A 16,670-nucleotide genomic window follows, 5' to 3' on the forward strand; every position below is an offset into this window, starting at 1 on the left:
ACTGCAACAGTGGTAATCGAACCGGTGTCCACCGGCCCCTCCGTGGCCAAGGCCAGCGGGTCGATGGCGATCGCCACGATCGTCAGCCGGGTCTCGGGCCTGCTGTCCAAGCTGATGCTGATCGCGATCATCGGTTCGGACGTCCTCAACGACTCCTACCAGGCGGCGACCACGCTGCCGACGATGATCAACGAGCTGCTGCTCGGCGGCGTGCTCACGAGCGTCGCGATCCCGCTGCTGGTCAGGGCCGAGAAGGAGGACCCGGACGGCGGCGAGTCGTACGCGCAGTGGCTGGTGACGATGTCGGCGGTCCTGCTCGGTGTCGGCACCATCGTCGCGGTCGCCTGCGCCCCGCTGCTCACCTCGGCGCTGACCAGCGGTTCCGAGAAGGCGAACCCGGCGCTGGTCACGGCGTTCGCCTACCTGGTCCTGCCGGGCATCATCTTCTACGGCATGTCCGCGCTGATCGGCGCGATCCTGAACACCAAGGGCGTGTTCGGCCTGCCCACGTGGGCGCCGGTGCTGAACAACGTGGTCGTCATCCTCACGCTGGGGATCTACTGGCTGCTGCCCGGCCAGATCTCGCTGAACCCGGTCGAGATGGGCAGCACGAAGCTCCTCGTGCTCGGTCTGGGGACGATGGCCGGTGTCGCGCTCCAGGCGCTGATCATGGTGCCCGCGATGAAGCGCACCGGCTTCAAGTTCAAGTGGCGCTGGGGCTGGGACCGGCGGCTCGCCGACTTCGGCGCGCTCGGCTTCTGGGTGCTGCTCTACGTCGGGCTCGGCCTGGTGAGCATGTTCGTGCTGACCAGGGTGGCGCTCAACGGCAAGGGCGCGCTGGTCGCCTACAACTACCAGTGGCTGGTCTCGCAGATGCCCTACGGCGTCCTCGGTGTCTCGCTGCTGACCGCGCTGATGCCGAAGATGAGCCGGGCCGCGGCCGCGAAGGACACCGACGGGCTCGTCGGCGACCTGTCGTTCGGCAACCGGATGTCGTCGATCATGCTCATGCCTTTCAGCGCGCTGCTGACCGTCGCGGGCCTGGCGATCGGCATCGGCGTGTTCTCGCTCGGCGCCTCCGGCATGGAGGGCGGCACCCGGATCGGCATGGCGCTCGCGCTGTCGGCGTTCGGCCTGGTGCCCTACGCGATCACGCTGCTCCAGCTCCGGGTCTTCTACGCCATGAAGGACGCCCGCACGCCGACGCTGATCCAGGCGATCATCGTGGTGGTCCGGATCGGGCTGCTGTACGCGTTCCTGGCGATCTCCCCGTCGGAGAAGCTCGCGGTCGGCGTGTCGATCGCCATGTCGCTGAGCTTCGTCGTCGGCGCGGTCGTCGGCCAGGTGTGGCTGCGGATCCGGCTCGGCAGGCTGCGCACCGGTTTCACCCTGTGGACGGTGTGCCTGACCGTGGTCGCCTCGGCGATCGGCTGCGCGGTGGGGGTCGGCGTCTCGATGCTCGTGAACAAGGTGCTGGGCGTCGAGTCGGAGCGGATCGGGGCCTGGGTGGAGATCGTCTCCCAGACCGTTGTCGGATTGCCGCTCAGTTTCGGTTTGCTCGCCGCGTTCCGGGTACCCGAGATGAAGCCGGCAGTGGACAAGATCATCCGTCTGGTGCGGCGACGATGACCACGGAGTGCTAGCTCGGTCCCGTACCCTCGGTCACGACACTTGAGGGACACGCCTTGGGGGGATCGCGGACAGGGGAAGGTCGCGTGAGTAGCGGGCCGAAACTGGGGAACAGCCCCGGTGCGAACAACGCCTCGCTGGTACCCGGCGGGGTGCTCGGCGACGGCCGCTACCGGCTGCTCGCGCAGTCGGGAGCCGACGACCGCGGCGCCGCGCAGCTGTGGCGTGCCAGGGACGGGCAGCTCAACCGGGACGTGGCGCTGACCATCCTGGTGGGCGACCTCTCCGACATCCAGGCCGTCGCCAGGGCGCGGCGGACCACCGAACGCGCGATGCACGCGTCGAGCTTCACCCACCCCGGCGTGTCCAGGGTGATCGACGTGCTGACGCCCGGCTCCGGACTCCGCATGGAGGAAGGGGTGCTCGGCGTCGTCGTGGCCGAGTGGACCCAGGGCACCGACCTGATGGACCTGATCACCGAGGGCCCGCTGCCCGCGGGTGCGGCGACCAGGCTGCTCGAACCGCTCGGCGCCGCCATCGAGGGCGCGCACCACGCCGGCCTCGTGCTGGGCGCGGACCACCCGCAGCGCATCCGGGTCACCCCGGACGGCAGGCTGCGGCTCGCGTTCCCCGGCGCCCGGCCGGAGGCCATCGCCCGCGACGACGTCAAGGGCCTCGGCGCGATCCTCTACCTGCTGCTCACCGGCAAGTGGGCGCTGCCGGGCGGGCCTTCGGGCGTGCCCGTGGCGCCGACCGGTCCGGACGGCGCGGTCCTCGCGCCCAGCACGTTGCAGCCGTACGTGCCGCACGAGCTGTCGTCGGTCGCGGTCCGCAGCCTCGAGGACACCAGCGTGGGCGGCATCCGCACCAGCGCCGCGATCCTCCAGGTGCTGGACCAGATCGCGGAGGAGGAGGCGCAGACCGCGCTGATCGCCCCGATCTCCGACGACGACGACGGCGACCGCGCGGTGTGGACCACGCAGAAGCCGCTCAGCGGCCGCGGCCACCGGCGCAAGCTGATGGTCAGCGTCGCCCTGCTCGCCGTCGCCACGATCGCGGTCATCGCGTGGCTCGGGTTCCAGATCGTCGGCTTCTTCAGCGACGAGCCGACCCACAACACCGGCCCGACCGTCGTGATCGGCCAGTCGACCTCACCGGGCCAGAGCCAGGCGCCCACGGCCCCCGTGCCCGCCGGGCCGATCGCGCCGGGCGCGGTCGGCGTGTACGACGTGACCAACAACCCGGACAACGCCAACCGCGCCAACCGGGCCGTCGACAGCAACCCCGACACCGCCTGGAACACCGACAGCTACTTCCAGCCGTTCCCCACCCTCAAGCCCGGCATCGGCCTCATGGCCTCCTTCGCCGAGCCGGTGAAGCTGGCCTCGGTCACGATCACGTCCAAGAGCGCGGGCACCGTCGTCGAGATCCGCATCGCCGCGGCCGAGGACTCGCCCATCGACGAGACCAAGGTCATCGCCACCGCCACCCTGTCCGCGGGCCAGACCCAGATCCAGCTCAACGACCACGACGCCACCCAGCACGTCCTGGTGTGGATCACCAAGCTCGCGGGCAGCGGCAAGGACAACCAAAGCGAAATCGGCGAACTCGTATTTACCCGCGCGCAGTAACACCGACCCACCCGCGAGGCCGCGTCGGTAGGTCGGCCCCGATTTCTCGGCGCCGGGCGACGAAGTCCCCCGACGTCGACAAATCGGGGCCGAACTGCCGACTCCCCGGCGGCCTCGCCCGCCGTCTGCGTAGCAGCGGCCATCAACACTGAGTAGAGACACCCTGGGGAGTGTGTGGGCGAGCTAGATACGCTCATCAGGTGACGGCCGCAGCCAGTACGGACGCAGATCTCATCACGGCGCATGCCGCGGGTGACCCGCACGCATTCCCGGAGCTCGTGCGACGACACCGGGACCGGTTGTGGGCGGTGGCGTTGCGCACGTTGCGCGATCCGGAAGAGGCAGCCGACGCCTTGCAGGAGGCGTTCATCTCGGCGTTCCGCGCGGCGGGCTCGTTCCGGGCCGAGTCGCAGGTGACGACGTGGCTGCACCGGATCGTGGTCAACGCGTGCCTGGACCGGATGAGACGGCGGCAGACGAGACCGACCGTGCCGTTACCGGAGGCAGGCCCCGGCGAACCGGTGGCGCCGCGCGACCAGATGGCCGAGCGGGAGACCAGGCTCGTGGTCGCGGCAGCTCTCGCGGAGTTGCCCGAAGAGCAGCGGGCACCCATCGTTCTCGTCGACGTAGAGGGCTATTCAGTGGCGGAAACCGCCCAGATGCTGGGCATCGCCGAAGGCACGGTGAAGAGCAGGTGTGCTCGTGGACGGGCCAAGCTGGCCAAAAGTCTGGGGCACCTCCGGAACCGAAGTGCAGATGCGAACGTCCCAGATGACGGTGTGAATGTGCAGCAGCAACGTCAGCGGGAGGCACGATGAGCGGCAGTGATGGGCGTCAGGGGACGCCGATCGATCCGCCGTGGTCCGTGGATCTGCTGGCCGACTTGCACGCGGGTGTGCTGGACGCCGAGACGGAGGCCGCGCTGCGGCCGCGGATCGAGTCCGACCCGGAGGCACTGGCGGTGCTGGAGGCGCTCGACGCCACCCTGGCCGACCTGTCGTCGTTGCCGCCGATCCCGATGCCGCGGGACGTGGCCGAGCGGATCGACGCGGCCATCGCGGCCGAGGCTCAGGGGGCTCGGCCCCCGGTCGTCAGCCTGAACGACGCGCGCAAGCGCAAGAACAAGCGGGTCGGGTGGGGCGCGAGCGTGCTCGTGGCGGCCGCCGCGGCGATCGGGGTGGCCGTGGTGACCCTGCCCGGCGGCGCCGACAAGAACACCAGCGACGTGGCCGCGCCACCGGTCAAGACCAGCGCGGCCCCCGGCCAGGCGGCGCCCACCGCGGCGCCTCCGCTGGCCGTGACGGGGCAGAACTTCGGCCCGGTCATCGGCGACGTCCTCAAGGCGCAGAACTACGGGCCCCTGGAGAACCAGGAGACGCTCGTAGGGTGCCTCAAGGGCGGCAAAATCCCCGCCTCGAAACCGCTCGGCGTGAGCCCCATCCAGCTGGACGACAAGGCGGCCGTGATGGCGATCCTGCCCGGCGGCGGTCCGAAGCCCGGCACGTTCCGGATCGTGGTGCTCGACCCGAAGACCTGCGGCCCCGACAACCCCAACGGAGTGCTGGCCGACTCGCCCGTCACGCCCTAGCGAACCGGCTGGTCCGGGAGTAGCGAACCTCACCTCGGGGGTCCGGAATTCCGGCCCCCTACGATCGCGTTGAAGCAGAGTGCGCGGCCGGGATCCCGTCCCGGCCCCACGCGACGACTTAATCGGAGGTCGAGGGTGTCGGACGTTCGGAACCTGATCATCGTGGGATCCGGGCCCGCCGGGTACACCGCGGCGGTGTACGCGGCACGAGCCCAGCTCGAACCACTCGTGTTCGAGGGCAGCCAGTACGGCGGCGCCCTGATGACGACGACCGAGGTCGAGAACTACCCCGGCTTCCGCGACGGCATCATGGGCCCCGAGCTCATGGACCAGATGCGGGAGCAGGCGAAGCGCTTCGGCGCCGAGCTGCGCTCCGAGGACGTCGAGTCGGTCGAGCTGGCGGGCGACGTGAAGCACGTGACCGCGAACGGCGTGCGGTACGCGGCGAAGGCCGTCGTGCTGGCGATGGGCGCGGCTGCCCGCTACCTCCACGTGCCGGGTGAGCAGGAGCTGCTCGGCCGTGGCGTGTCCGCGTGCGCGACCTGCGACGGCTTCTTCTTCCGCGACCAGGACATCGCCGTCGTCGGCGGCGGTGACTCGGCCATGGAGGAGGCGACGTTCCTGACCAAGTTCGCGCGGTCGGTGACGATCATCCACCGGCGCGAGGAGTTCCGCTCGTCGCGGATCATGCTGGACCGCGCCCGCGCGAACGACAAGATCAAGTGGCTGCTGAACACCGAGGTCCTCGAAGTGCTGGGCGAGGGCACCGTCAGCGGCGTCAAGGTGGCCGACACGGTCACCGGTGAGACCTCGGAGAAGCCCTTCACGGGTGTCTTCATGGCGATCGGCCACGACCCGCGCAGCGAGCTCGTGCGGGGCCAGGTCGACGTCGACGAGGACGGGTACGTGCGGACCAAGGCTCCGACCACGTACACGAACCTCGACGGCGTGTTCGCCGCCGGAGACCTCGTCGACCGCACCTACCGCCAGGCCATCACCGCGTCCGGCTCCGGCTGCGCCGCGGCGATCGACGCCGAGCGCTGGCTCGCCGAGCACGGCGAGGAGCACGCGGCACTGGCGTCGGAGCAGGTCGGTGGCGGGTACGCCGCCGCCGAGGCCGTCACCACCAGCTGACAGTCCGTCCCCCCGCGTACGACGTCCGACCCGAGTTAGGGAGTAGTTACATGGCTGGCAACACAGTGGTCGTGACCGACAAGAGCTTCGCCGACGACGTCCTGACCAGCGAGAAGCCGGTTCTCGTCGACTTCTGGGCGACCTGGTGCGGCCCGTGCAAGATGGTTGCCCCCGTCCTCGAGGAGATCGCGGCCGAGCACGCCGAGAAGATCACCGTCGCGAAGCTCGACATCGACGCCAACCCCGGCATCGCCCGCGACTACCAGATCATGTCGGTCCCGACGCTGATCCTCTTCCAGGGCGGCCGCCCGGTGAAGCAGATCGTCGGCGCGAAGCCCAAGGCGGCTCTGCTGAACGACCTCTCCGAGGTTCTTGCCTGAAATCGGCCTGCAACGCATAACGTGGCCCGTCCGTCATTCGATAAGACGGACGGGCCACGTCCGTTCGGAGGAACGCCCGTCCGCCAACGTGGTCGATCGGCCACTGCGAGTAGCCCTGCGTAGAGCTACTGGCGGAGCAGGGCACAATAGGGGCTTCAAGTCAGCGTCGACCTCGGTCGGCGCCCTAGTCGAGCGAGGGGTGCATGCTGCTACTCCGCCGCGGGGATGTCGGGCCGGACGTTGCCGACATCAGGTCCACACTGACCAAGATCGGTCTTCTGTCGGATCCGCAGGCATCACCGGTGTTCGACCTCTCCGTCGAGCACGCCGTGCGTGCCTTCCAGCAGCAGCGGGGCCTCATCACCGATGGCATCGTCGGCCCGGCCACCTATCGTGCGCTGCGCGATGCGACCTTCCGCCTCGGCGACCGGCCGTTGGCGTACCTGATCGCCCAGCCGGTGACGGGTGACGACGTCTTCGCGTTGCAGGAGCGCCTGCTGGAGATGGGGTACGACGCGGGTCGTGCCAACGGTGAGTTCGGCCAGCAGACCGAGCAGGCGTTGCGCAGCTTCCAGCGCGACTACGGCCTGACGATCGACGGGATGTGCGGGCCGAACACGGTCCGCGCGCTGCGCCAGCTGCAGCCGAAGGTCCGCGGCGGCCGTCCGGTCTTCCTGCGCGAGCAGGAGCGGGTCCGCAAGGCCGGTCCGAGGCTGTCCGGGAAGCGGATCATCATCGATCCCGGCCACGGCGGTGACGACCTCGGTGTCGTCGTCGACCACCTGAACGAGGCCAGGCTCATGCTCGACCTGGCCCGCAGGCTGGAGGGCAAGATGGCCGCCACGGGCATGGAGGCCCTGCTCACCAGGGGGCCGGGGAACTGCCCCGACGAGGCCGAACGGGCCAAGTTCGCCAACGAGGCGGGGGCGGACCTGATCCTTTCCCTGCACACCGACGGCAACTCCTCCCCGAAGGCTTCCGGTGTCGCGAGCTTCCACTACGGCACCGGCAACGGCACCAGCTCCACGGTCGGCGAGGCACTCGCGGGCTTCATCCAGCGCGAGATCACGGCCAGGACGGGCATGCCGGACTGCGGCACCCACCCCAAGTCCTGGGACGTGCTCCGGATGACCAGGTGCACGGCCGTGCGGGTCGAGGTCGGCTACCTGACCAACGAGCAGGACCGCAGGCGCCTGGCCGACCCCGCCTTCCGCGACGTCGTCGCCGAGGGCATCCTGGTCGCCGTCAAGCGCCTGTACCTGCTGGGCAAGGACGACCAGCCCACCGGCACGTTCACCATGGACGACCTGATGAAGCGCGAGCTCTCCAAGTTTTGACCGCCGGGCACATCTCTTGACGTGGTGATCCCTTGGAGTGGAAAACAGCTCTGACCAGTGTTTTCCGCTCCAAGGGGCACTAGTTTCGGTCGCCATGGAAGACCTGGGCGAAGAGCACCTGGCACGGATGACGACCGCGCGCACCAGAGAGCTGGGGCACGAGCTGCACCTGGCCCGGAAGCGCGCGAACCTCAAGGCGACCACGGTCGCCGAGGAGCTGGGGTGGTCGCCGGGCAAGCTCAGCAAGCTGGAACGCGGCTGGCGCCAGACCAGCGACTGGGACTACGGCACCCTGCTCGGGAAGCTGGGAGTGGATCCGCAGACCCGAGCCCGCATCCACCGAATAGCTGCTGAGCAGGACATCGGCCACTTCCTCCGGGAACATGACCGGCGGCTCTCGGACAACCTGCTCTGCCTGATCATCCACGAGCGGGCTGCACTGACCATGTGCACCTACGAGCCGATGATCATCCCCGGACTGTTGCAGACGGAGGCCTACGCCAGGGCGGTGACCAACGCCGACGGCACCTCCACCTCGGATGAGCACGAATTCGATCTAGCCGCGCGGATGGACCGCCAATCGATGCTCAGCGTTGTCAGATCTCCGGAGTCGGTCTTCTACATCCATGAGATCGCCTTGCAGGCGGTGGTCGGCAACGGCCGGATCATGCATGACCAGATGATGCGGCTCGCCTTCATGTGCGAGTGGGAGCGCTTGTCTCCTCGGGTCATCCCCCTGGCCAGCACTGGGCACCCGCACCTGGTCCACTCCTTCACCTTGATGACCTTCGCGAGGCCGGTGAAACCGGTTGCCTACAGCGAGACGGATGTGGTGACCGTCTTCAGCGAGGAGGAGCGGTCGATCAAGGTGTTCGAGCGCAAGCGGAAGCTACTCGCAGATCTCGCGCTGAGTGCGGAACAATCGCGGTCGGTGTTCGCTCGCTGGGCGGACTTCTACGACCGTCGAGGAGACCGCGATGACGATGGAGCCGACCTGGCGCAAGAGCACCTACAGCGGCCAAGGGCAGAGCAACTGCGTCGAGATCGCATGGCGTAAGAGCACCTACAGCACCAGTGGCAACAGTGCCTGCGTCGAGGTCGCTTTCCCGGCCGTGGGTGTGGCTGTGCGGGACTCCAAGAACACCACCGGACCAGAGCTTGCTTTCCCACTGGTCCAGTGGCGGTTGTTCCTGGCGCGCGTCTAGATCTTGGCTGAAGCGGGCCGGAAGCTCGGTTCGGCGGTGGACACCGTGACGGTGTTGAGCAGCCGTTCCAGCGCCGCCTCGACGTCTTCCTTCCACCCCAGCGCGGTCCGCAGCTCAAGGCGGAGCCTCGGCCAGCGGTGGTGGGGGCGGACGGTCTTGAAGCCCACTTGGAGCAGGAAGTCGGCCGGGATGACGCAGCCGGGGGCGTCCGGGTCGGGCTGGTTGTCGCCGAAGGCCTCGATGGCCTTCACACCGCGCTTGGTGAGGTCCTTCGCGACCGACTGCACCAGGACCCGGCCGAGGCCGCCGCCGCGGAACTCGGGCAGCACCTCCAGCGAGGTCATGAGCACGGCGTCGGCGCTGACCGGTGACGTGGGGAAGGCGATGGCGCGCGGGACCGCGGCGGGCGGGGCGTAGAACGCCGAGCCCGCGGGGATGCCGTCGCAGTAGATGATGCGGCCGCACGAACCCCATTCGAGCAGGACGCTGGAGACCCAGGCTTCCTTCTCGAACTCGGTGTCGCCGTACTCCTCGGCCTGCTCCTTCAAGTGGGGGGCCAGCTCCCAGAAGACGCACGTTCTGCTGTGCTTCGAGAGGTGCTCCAGGTTGTCAAGCGTGACGCCCACAACGCGTCGCGACACCCCGACCTCCAAACCCAGTTTTCGGAACCTCCACGAGGATAGGCGGCGTAGACCGATGCCGGAAGGCGGATGCCACTAACGGGACGACGGTTACACTCGCCCGGTACCAACCCGCAGGTAATCATCACTCCCAGCGCGAGTGCAGGAGTCCACCGTGACCAGTCCCGGACAGCCCGCGAAGCAGGGCCCCAGAAGTCTCGATCCCCACGTGCGCCGGTACGCGGCACGCACGGCGGGGATGACGGCGTCGGAGATCCGGGCACTCTTCGCAGTCGCCAGCCGGCCGGAGGTGGTGTCCCTCGCGGGTGGGATGCCGCACCTGGCAGCACTGCCGCTGGACGGGCTGGCGCGCGAGGTCGGCGAGATGATGGCCACCGACGGCCTGGTCGCCCTCCAGTACGGCTCCGCGCACGGGCTCCCCGAGCTGCGCGAGCAGATCTGCGACGTGATGGCCCTGGAGGGCATCAACGCGCACCCGGACGACGTGGTGGTGACGGTCGGGTCCCAGATGGGGCTGGACATGGTCACCCGGATCTTCGTCGACCCCGGTGACGTCGTGCTGGCCGAAGGCCCCTCGTACGTGGGCGCGCTCGGCTCGTTCGCCGCCTACCAGGCGCAGGTCGTGCACGTGGCCATGGACGCGCACGGGCTGGTGCCGGAGGCGCTGCGCGAGGCGCTGGCCGCGGTCGAGCGGTCCGGTCGGCGGGTCAAGTTCCTGTACACGATCCCGAACTTCCACAACCCCGCCGGCGTGACGCTGGCGGTCAACCGCCGCGCCGAGGTCCTGGAGATCTGCCGCCAGGCGGGCGTCCTGGTCGTCGAGGACAACCCGTACGGCCTCCTGGGCTTCGACGGCCAGACGTACCCGGCGCTGCGGTCCACCGACCCGGACAACGTCGTGTACCTCGGGTCGTTCTCGAAGACGTTCGCGCCCGGTCTGCGCGTCGGCTGGGTGCTCGCGCCGCACGCCGTGCGCGAGAAGCTCGTCCTGGCCGCCGAGTCGGCCACGCTGTGCCCGCCCACGCTGAACCAGATGATCGTGTCCCGGTACCTGTCGACGCACGACTGGAAGGGCCAGATCAAGATCTACCGCGAGGCCTACCGGGAACGCCGGGACGCGGCGATCTCGGCGCTGGAGCAGCACATGCCCGAGGGCTGCTCGTGGAACCGGCCGGACGGCGGGTTCTACGTGTGGCTGACGGTGCCGGAGGGCATCGACACCAAGGCGATGCTCCCGCGCGCGGTCACCCAGCGGGTGGCGTACGCGTCGGGCACCGGGTTCTACGCGGACCGGCTCGGCAGCAGGCAGCTGCGGATCTCGTACTGCTACCCGACGCCGGAGCGGATCCGCGAGGGCATCCGGCGGCTGGCCAACGTCCTGGAGGACGAGGCCCAGCTGCACGCCACGTTCGGTCCGACCACCAGCCGCGAGGTCGGTGGTCCGCAGAGCCCGTCACCGGACACCGCCTAGCGAGCGTCCGGCAAGCTCTTCGCTGGGGCCATCCACGTATCGTCCGACCGGACGGCACCTGGATGGCCCCGTTGGTTTTCCAGTGGACCCGTAGTCGAGTTGGGGAGATGTGTCGTGTCGGAGCGTTGGGTAGCGGTACTCGCCGGTGGGCTGTCGCACGAGCGCGAGGTGTCGCTGCGGTCCGGCCGCAGGCTGTCGGCCGCGTTGCGCTCGGTCGGCGTGACGGTGGAGGAGTGGGACACCGACCGCGGTCTGCTGACCCGGTTGCAGGAGCACCGGCCGGACGCGGTCGTCGTCGCCCTGCACGGGGGTGAGGGCGAGAACGGGTCGGTGCAGGCGATCCTGGAGATGTTCGGCGTCCCGTACGTCGGCACGGACTCGCGCGCCTGCCGCCGGGCGTGGGACAAGCCGATCGCGAAGGCCGAGCTGGCCCGTGCGGGCCTGACGACGCCGGAGTGGGTGGTGCTGCCGCACGCGACGTTCCGGGAGCTCGGCGCGCAGCCGGTGCTCGACTCGATGGTGCGCAGCCTCGGGCTGCCGCTGATGCTCAAGCCGGACCAGGGTGGGTCCGCGCTGGGCGCCCAGGTCGTCCGGGACGCCTCGGAGCTGCCGACCGCGATGGTGGGCTGCCTGGCGTACGGCGAGACCGTCCTGGCCGAGCAGTACATCGAGGGCACGGAGGTGGCGGTCGTCGTCATCGACGGACCAGACGGTCCGTACGCGCTGCCGCCCGTGGAGATCGTTCCGGAGAACGGCGAGATCTACGACTACACCTCGCGGTACACCGCCGGGCTGACCGACTTCCACGCGCCCGCCCGGTTGGACGCCGCCGCGGCCAAGTCGGTGGGGGAGCTGGCGGTCGCCGCGCACCGGCTGCTCGGTCTGCGGGACGTGTCGCGCACCGACGCGATCGTGACGGCCGACGGCACCGTCCAGTTCCTCGAAGTGAACGTGTCGCCGGGGCTGACCGAGACCTCGCTGCTGCCGATGGCGGTCGAGGCGGCGGGCGAGTCGCTCGGGGAGATCTACGCCGGGCTCATCGAGCGCGCCGTTTCACGCTGACTTTCGCGTCGTTTCACGTGGAACATGCGATTGCCCTCCGTGTTCTTTCGAACGCGGAGGGCAATCGTCACCGTGACAAAGCGACCTGGTGGGATACCCTAGGCCTCCAACGATGTCCGATTTGTCGCTTCTGGCGCCATCAGCTGGATGATCCGTTCAAGATCGTCAACTGACCCGAATTCGACGACGATCCGGCCTTTTCGCTGCCCCAACTCGACCTTCACGCGGGTGTCGAAGTTGTCCGAGAGCCGTTCGGCGAGATCTTGGAGACCCGGCGCGTGGATCGCCTTCCGGCGGACCACCTTCGCCTTGGCGGGCTCCGCGTTCTTCGCGAGCGTCACCGCCTCCTCGGTCGCGCGGACCGACATCCCCTCCGCGACGATCTTCGTCGCCAGCTCCTCCTGGGCGCCGGGGTTCTCCAACCCGAGCAACGCGCGCGCGTGCCCGGCCGACAGGACACCCGCCGCCACCCGCCGCTGCACGGGGAGGGGGAGCTTCAGCAAGCGGATCGTGTTCGTCACGACCGGGCGGCTGCGACCGATCTTGTCGGCCAGCTCCTCGTGCGTGACGCCGAACTCCTGGAGCAGCTGCTGGTACGCCGCCGCCTCTTCGAGCGGGTTCAGCTGCACCCGGTGGATGTTCTCCAGCAGGGCGTCGCGAAGCATCACGTCGTCGTGCGTCTGCCGCACGATCGCCGGGATCGTCTTCAGCCCGGCCTGCTGGGTGGCGCGCCAACGGCGCTCACCCATGACCAGTTCGTAGGTGTCCCCGCCGAGCTCGCGCACGACGATCGGCTGCATGAGGCCGAACTCGCGGATCGAGTGCTCGAGCTCGTTGAGCGCCTCTTCGTCGAAGACGTGCCGCGGCTGCTTCGGGTTGGTCTTGATCGCGTTGACCGGCAGCTCCCGGTACACCGCACCCGCGACCGAGCCGCCGTGGTCCGCCACGTCGGTGTCGGAACGCGCAGGGGCGGAGCCGTTGCCGTTCGTGGCGTGCGGCCGCACTGGGCCGGACCCCGGCGGCGGCCCGCTCGGAATCAAGGCGGCGAGCCCTCGTCCGAGTCCACCCTTGCGCTGCTCCGTCATGCCAACCCCATCCTCGCGCCGAACTCGGCGATCTCGCGTGCTGCGTCCAGGTAGCTCATCGCACCCCGTGAGCCGGGATCGTAGGTGAGCACCGTCTGAGCGAATCCGGGTGCCTCGGACACCTTCACGCTACGGGGGATGACCGTCCGCAGAACCGTGTCGCCGAAGTGGCCCCGCACCTCGCTGGTCACCTGGTCGGCCAGCTTGGTCCGGCCGTCGTACATGGTGAGCAGGATGGTCGAGACGTTCAGCGTCGGGTTCAGGTGCGCCTGCACCAGCTCGATGTTGCGGAGCAGCTGCCCGAGCCCCTCCAGCGCGTAGTACTCGCACTGGATCGGGATCAGCACCTCCTGCGCGGCGACCATCGCGTTGACGGTCAGCAGACCGAGCGACGGCGGGCAGTCGATGAAGATGTAGTCCGGGTCGATCCCCTCCAGCGCCTCCGGGCTCAGCGCCTCCTTCAGCCGCGACTCGCGCGCCACCATCGAGACGAGCTCGATCTCGGCACCTGCGAGGTCGATCGTCGCGGGCACGCAGTAGAGGTTGGGGGACTGGTTGCTGACCTGAGCGGCCTCCGACACCGAGATCTCACCGATCAGCACCTCGTACACCGAGGGGGTGCCGGAGCGGTGCTCGATCGCCAACGCGGTGCTCGCGTTGCCCTGCGGGTCGAGGTCGATGACGAGGACCTTGAGCCCGGCGATCGCCAGACCGGCGGCGAGGTTGACCGTGCTGGTGGTCTTGCCGACGCCGCCCTTCTGGTTGGCGACGGTCAGGATGCGGCGGCGCGTGGGGCGGGGGAGTTTGAGGTTGTCGGGGTGCAGCACGCGGGTTGCGCGGGCGGCTTCTTCGGCGATCGGTGTCCACACGGCGCTGTCTCCTGCCGTTCCAGTCTGCGGGGTGGTGATCGGGGGGAGCGCTTGGTCGACTCCGACAGCGCCGTCGGGAGCGGCCGGGCGCTCGGTTTCACGTGGAACATCAGCCGCCCGGAACAGCGGCTGCAGAGCTTCGTTGCCGGGTCGTGCTACCGGATCCGGATACACGCTCACCGATCCTTCCTTCGTCGACGTGCTCCGTCACGACGACCACTCAGCTCGGAACGTTCCACGAGCACGACCGTGGTCGGCACTTCGAGTACATCGGCGCCGCAGGACACCACGCGTTGCCGGGAACCCCCGGCTCGGCGCACCGCCTCGGCGTCGCGCTCCATCTCCTCCAGCGCACTCTCGCCCTTGAGAGCCACCAGCTGGCCACCCGGCTTCAGCAGCGGCATGCACCACCGCGCCAGCCGTTCCAGCGGAGCCACCGCGCGCGCTGTCACGACGTCGATGTCGAACAGCTGCTCCCGCACGGACGCCTCCTCAGCTCGACCTCGGATCACCGTCACCGACAGGTCCAACGTCTCCACGACCTCGTCCAGCCACGCCACCCGGCGGGCCATCGGCTCCAGGAGGGTGAGCTTCAGATCCGGCCGGGCGATCGCCAGGGGGATGCCCGGCAGTCCCGCGCCCGAGCCTACGTCCACCACCCGACAATTCTCCGGAAGCAGCTCCGCGATGACCGCGGAGTTGAGCAGGTGGCGTTCCCACAGGCGTTCGACCTCGCGTGGCCCGATCAGTCCGCGCTCGACCCCGTGGTCGGTGAGCAGTTGAGCGAACGCGACCGCTTGGTCGAGGTGGTCGCCGAAGACTCGCTTCGCGCGGTCTTCCATGTCTCCGACCATGTCTCCATCCGTGACGTTTCACGTGAAACCACGCGGGCCACGTTGTGGCGGCCGGGTGGTGGGTAGGTGGGCGTCCGCAGAATCCGCGAAAACTGCCGCTGTACATGATGGCGGATGAATCGTCCGACACGCTAATGCCGGCACGAAGATCAGTGGTGTTTCACGTGAAACGAGGGCCAAATCATGCACCCACCCGTGACCTACCCGACGACCCGCACCTTTCCAGGCCGACTCAGCACGATGGCGCATCCACCCGGAGGTGCCGAGCTCCCCGCCTTCCTGACGGCACTGAGGACGTCCGGTGTGGACATCCTCGTCTCCGCGCTGACGCTAGGGGAGGAGGAGCTGTTGGACCTGACCGACGAGCGCTCCTCCGCCGAGTCCGCCGGGATGGAGTTCCGCTCGCTGCCGATCGACGACTTCGGCGTCCCCGACCGCGCCACCGTCACCCCGGCGCTCACCGCTCTCGTGGCGGAGCTGCGCGGGGGAGCGAACGTCGTCGTCCACTGCCGGGGCGGCGTCGGTCGCTCCTCGTTGCTCGCAGCCGGCCTCCTCGTCCTGGACGGCGTCGAGCCCGACGAGGCGTGGCGGCTCATCTCCGCGGCGCGCGGCCGGACCGTGCCCGAGACCGACGAGCAGCGCGAGTGGATCCGTTTCACGTGAAACACGACGGCCGGCTCCCGCCACCGGTCACGCGTTTCACGTGAAACGTGCCGACTAGCTGTGCTGACCTGAGAGGTCAGGGACACGGCTGGCGGGTGCGAGGCCTGCGAGTGCGGTGTGACCGCGGTGGTGATTGCAGTCGTGCAGCCACCGCGGGAACGCCCCGCGGCGTTCGGTCTCCGACCGGCACGGCCGGGCGCAGGCCCATTCGTCGAGCAGGGTGCGGTTGCAGCGTTCGACCTTGCCGTTGGTCTGCGGCCGGTAGGGGCGGGTGCGTTTGTGGGTGATCCCGGCGGTCGTGAGGGTGTCGCGCCAGAGGTGGGGGCGGTGGCAGGACCCGTTGTCGGTGAGCACCCGTGCGACGATGATTCCGTTGGCGGTGAAGCAGGTCTGCGCCCTGGACCTTGGTCTCAAGAGCGAACCGCCGCAGCGGTTGCCGGCTGCGGTGGATCCGGCCGACCGAGCCGCCCGGATCGCGGGCAACAAAAAAGCGCGGCCCGCTCCACGGGGGAGCGGGCCGCGCTTCGGGTTACGGCGGAGTCAGGCCTGCGGCAGGATCACCACTCGGCGCTGGGGCTCCTCGCCCTCGCTCTCGCTGTGCACACCCGCGACGGCCGCCACGGCGTCGTGGACGACCTTGCGCTCGAACGGGGTCATCGGGTGGAGGCGGATGCGCTCACCCGAGGACAGCACCTTCTCGGCCGTGGTGCGGCCGAGTTCGGCGAGCTCGGCTCGGCGGCCCGCCCGCCAGCCCGCCACGTCCAGCATGAGCCTGCTGCGCACGCCGGTCTCCTGCTGGACGGCCAGGCGGGTCAGCTCCTGCAGCGACTCGAGCACGGTGCCGCGGGTGCCGACGAGCTTCTCCAGGTCCTCACCGCCGTCGATGCTGACGATGGCCCGACCCGCTTCGACGTCCAGGTCGATGTCGCCGTCGTAGTCGAGCAGGTCGAGCAGGCGCTCCAGGTAGTCGCCCGCGATGTCGCCCTCCTGGACGAGCAGGTCCTCCGAACTGCCACGCGTCTTCGGCTCAGCCTCGACGGTGTCCTCAGCCGCCTCCACCTCGGTCGCGTCCACTTCGGCCGCCTGCAACGTCTCCGACACGATGTCTCCTCTCCAGGGCA

At 69.2% G+C, this 16,670-nt stretch carries 17 protein-coding genes and 1 pseudogene; 12 read left to right on the top strand and 6 right to left on the bottom strand.

Annotated elements, in window-relative coordinates; genetic code table 11:
* Positions 1 to 9: 9 nt before the first annotated feature.
* The 9 genes from murJ (at position 10) to CLV43_RS00675 (ending at position 8,904) form a co-directional block, all read left to right on the top strand.
* Positions 10 to 1,629: a murein biosynthesis integral membrane protein MurJ gene (gene murJ, locus CLV43_RS00635; protein WP_245886045.1), complete on the top strand. Its 1,620-nt coding sequence runs from the start codon at positions 10 to 12 to the stop codon at positions 1,627 to 1,629.
* A gap of 86 nt (positions 1,630 to 1,715) precedes the next feature.
* Complete coding sequence (locus CLV43_RS00640; RefSeq protein ID WP_245886046.1) at positions 1,716 to 3,260, top strand: protein kinase family protein; 1,545 nt, start codon at positions 1,716 to 1,718, stop codon at positions 3,258 to 3,260.
* A 200-nt stretch (positions 3,261 to 3,460) separates the two neighbouring features.
* Positions 3,461 to 4,078: an RNA polymerase sigma factor SigM gene (sigM, locus tag CLV43_RS00645; protein WP_106184985.1), complete on the top strand. Its 618-nt coding sequence runs from the start codon at positions 3,461 to 3,463 to the stop codon at positions 4,076 to 4,078.
* On the top strand, positions 4,075 to 4,848 hold the full coding sequence (locus tag CLV43_RS00650; protein ID WP_146174599.1) for a hypothetical protein: 774 nt from the start codon (positions 4,075 to 4,077) through the stop codon (positions 4,846 to 4,848). The genes sigM and CLV43_RS00650 overlap by 4 nt, the downstream gene beginning before the upstream one ends.
* 135 nt (positions 4,849 to 4,983) lie before the next feature.
* Positions 4,984 to 5,982 carry a thioredoxin-disulfide reductase gene (gene trxB, locus CLV43_RS00655; RefSeq protein WP_106184987.1) on the top strand — a complete coding sequence of 333 codons (999 nt, stop codon included), beginning with the start codon at positions 4,984 to 4,986 and terminating at the stop codon, positions 5,980 to 5,982.
* 50 nt (positions 5,983 to 6,032) lie between these two features.
* Positions 6,033 to 6,362: a thioredoxin gene (trxA, locus tag CLV43_RS00660; protein ID WP_106184988.1), complete on the top strand. Its 330-nt coding sequence runs from the start codon at positions 6,033 to 6,035 to the stop codon at positions 6,360 to 6,362.
* A 203-nt stretch (positions 6,363 to 6,565) separates the two neighbouring features.
* Complete coding sequence (locus CLV43_RS00665) at positions 6,566 to 7,699, top strand: N-acetylmuramoyl-L-alanine amidase (protein ID WP_106184989.1); 1,134 nt, start codon at positions 6,566 to 6,568, stop codon at positions 7,697 to 7,699.
* Positions 7,700 to 7,793: 94 nt separating this feature from the next.
* A complete protein-coding gene (locus tag CLV43_RS00670; RefSeq protein ID WP_106184990.1) occupies positions 7,794 to 8,756 on the top strand; it encodes a helix-turn-helix domain-containing protein in 963 nt (320 codons plus the stop codon).
* Positions 8,683 to 8,904: a DUF397 domain-containing protein gene (locus CLV43_RS00675; RefSeq protein ID WP_245886157.1), complete on the top strand. Its 222-nt coding sequence runs from the start codon at positions 8,683 to 8,685 to the stop codon at positions 8,902 to 8,904. Before CLV43_RS00670 ends, CLV43_RS00675 begins: the two co-directional genes overlap by 74 nt.
* On the opposite strand, the gene CLV43_RS00680 is transcribed toward CLV43_RS00675, so the two are convergent.
* Positions 8,901 to 9,545, bottom strand: coding sequence for a GNAT family N-acetyltransferase (locus CLV43_RS00680; protein ID WP_106185886.1), 645 nt, complete (start codon positions 9,543 to 9,545; stop codon positions 8,901 to 8,903). The two genes, CLV43_RS00675 and CLV43_RS00680, sit on opposite strands and share 4 nt — an antisense overlap.
* A gap of 154 nt (positions 9,546 to 9,699) precedes the next feature.
* Here CLV43_RS00680 and CLV43_RS00685 point away from each other — a divergent pair, with 154 nt between their 5' ends.
* Both CLV43_RS00685 and CLV43_RS00690 read left to right on the top strand, forming a co-directional pair.
* Positions 9,700 to 11,016 (top strand): aminotransferase-like domain-containing protein, encoded by a 1,317-nt coding sequence (locus CLV43_RS00685; protein WP_245886047.1) that lies wholly within the window; start codon positions 9,700 to 9,702, stop codon positions 11,014 to 11,016.
* Between the two features lie 114 nt (positions 11,017 to 11,130).
* Entirely contained in the window at positions 11,131 to 12,078 is a 948-nt protein-coding gene (locus CLV43_RS00690; RefSeq protein WP_106184992.1) for a D-alanine--D-alanine ligase family protein, read from the top strand.
* A 98-nt stretch (positions 12,079 to 12,176) separates the two neighbouring features.
* Here CLV43_RS00690 and CLV43_RS00695 read toward each other — a convergent pair whose 3' ends face one another.
* From CLV43_RS00695 to rsmG, 3 genes are all read right to left on the bottom strand, one after another.
* Positions 12,177 to 13,163, bottom strand: a complete 987-nt coding sequence (locus CLV43_RS00695; protein ID WP_106184993.1) for a ParB/RepB/Spo0J family partition protein — start codon at positions 13,161 to 13,163, stop codon at positions 12,177 to 12,179.
* A complete protein-coding gene (locus tag CLV43_RS00700; protein ID WP_106185888.1) occupies positions 13,160 to 14,071 on the bottom strand; it encodes a ParA family protein in 912 nt (303 codons plus the stop codon). The genes CLV43_RS00695 and CLV43_RS00700 overlap by 4 nt, the downstream gene beginning before the upstream one ends.
* Before the next feature lie 137 nt (positions 14,072 to 14,208).
* Positions 14,209 to 14,874, bottom strand: a complete 666-nt coding sequence (rsmG, locus tag CLV43_RS00705) for a 16S rRNA (guanine(527)-N(7))-methyltransferase RsmG (RefSeq protein WP_245886048.1) — start codon at positions 14,872 to 14,874, stop codon at positions 14,209 to 14,211.
* A 252-nt stretch (positions 14,875 to 15,126) separates the two neighbouring features.
* Here rsmG and CLV43_RS00710 point away from each other — a divergent pair, with 252 nt between their 5' ends.
* Positions 15,127 to 15,549: a protein-tyrosine phosphatase family protein gene (locus CLV43_RS00710; RefSeq protein WP_211304185.1), complete on the top strand. Its 423-nt coding sequence runs from the start codon at positions 15,127 to 15,129 to the stop codon at positions 15,547 to 15,549.
* Positions 15,550 to 15,603: 54 nt separating this feature from the next.
* On the opposite strand, the pseudogene CLV43_RS00715 reads toward CLV43_RS00710, so the two are convergent.
* Together CLV43_RS00715 and CLV43_RS00720 are read right to left on the bottom strand one after the other, a co-directional pair.
* Positions 15,604 to 15,948: pseudogene (locus tag CLV43_RS00715) on the bottom strand (integrase core domain-containing protein); the annotation flags it as partial.
* Between the two features lie 141 nt (positions 15,949 to 16,089).
* Positions 16,090 to 16,650: a Jag family protein gene (locus CLV43_RS00720; RefSeq protein WP_211304187.1), complete on the bottom strand. Its 561-nt coding sequence runs from the start codon at positions 16,648 to 16,650 to the stop codon at positions 16,090 to 16,092.
* Between the last annotated feature and the right edge of the window lie 20 nt (positions 16,651 to 16,670).

Source organism: Umezawaea tangerina (genome assembly GCF_003002815.1).
GTDB lineage: Bacteria > Actinomycetota > Actinomycetes > Mycobacteriales > Pseudonocardiaceae > Umezawaea > Umezawaea tangerina.

Excerpts from the sequence above, each read along its gene's own strand:
- CLV43_RS00650 (WP_146174599.1), top strand. The coding sequence starts at position 4,075 with ATGAGCGGCAGTGATGGGCGTCAGGGGACGCCGATCGATCCGCCGTGG.
- trxA (WP_106184988.1), top strand. The coding sequence starts at position 6,033 with ATGGCTGGCAACACAGTGGTCGTGACCGACAAGAGCTTCGCCGACGAC.
- CLV43_RS00665 (WP_106184989.1), top strand. The coding sequence starts at position 6,566 with ATGCTGCTACTCCGCCGCGGGGATGTCGGGCCGGACGTTGCCGACATC.
- CLV43_RS00670 (WP_106184990.1), top strand. The coding sequence starts at position 7,794 with ATGGAAGACCTGGGCGAAGAGCACCTGGCACGGATGACGACCGCGCGC.
- CLV43_RS00675 (WP_245886157.1), top strand. The coding sequence starts at position 8,683 with ATGGAGCCGACCTGGCGCAAGAGCACCTACAGCGGCCAAGGGCAGAGC.
- CLV43_RS00695 (WP_106184993.1), bottom strand. The coding sequence starts at position 13,163 with ATGACGGAGCAGCGCAAGGGTGGACTCGGACGAGGGCTCGCCGCCTTG.
- rsmG (WP_245886048.1), bottom strand. The coding sequence starts at position 14,874 with ATGGAAGACCGCGCGAAGCGAGTCTTCGGCGACCACCTCGACCAAGCG.
- CLV43_RS00710 (WP_211304185.1), top strand. The coding sequence starts at position 15,127 with ATGGCGCATCCACCCGGAGGTGCCGAGCTCCCCGCCTTCCTGACGGCA.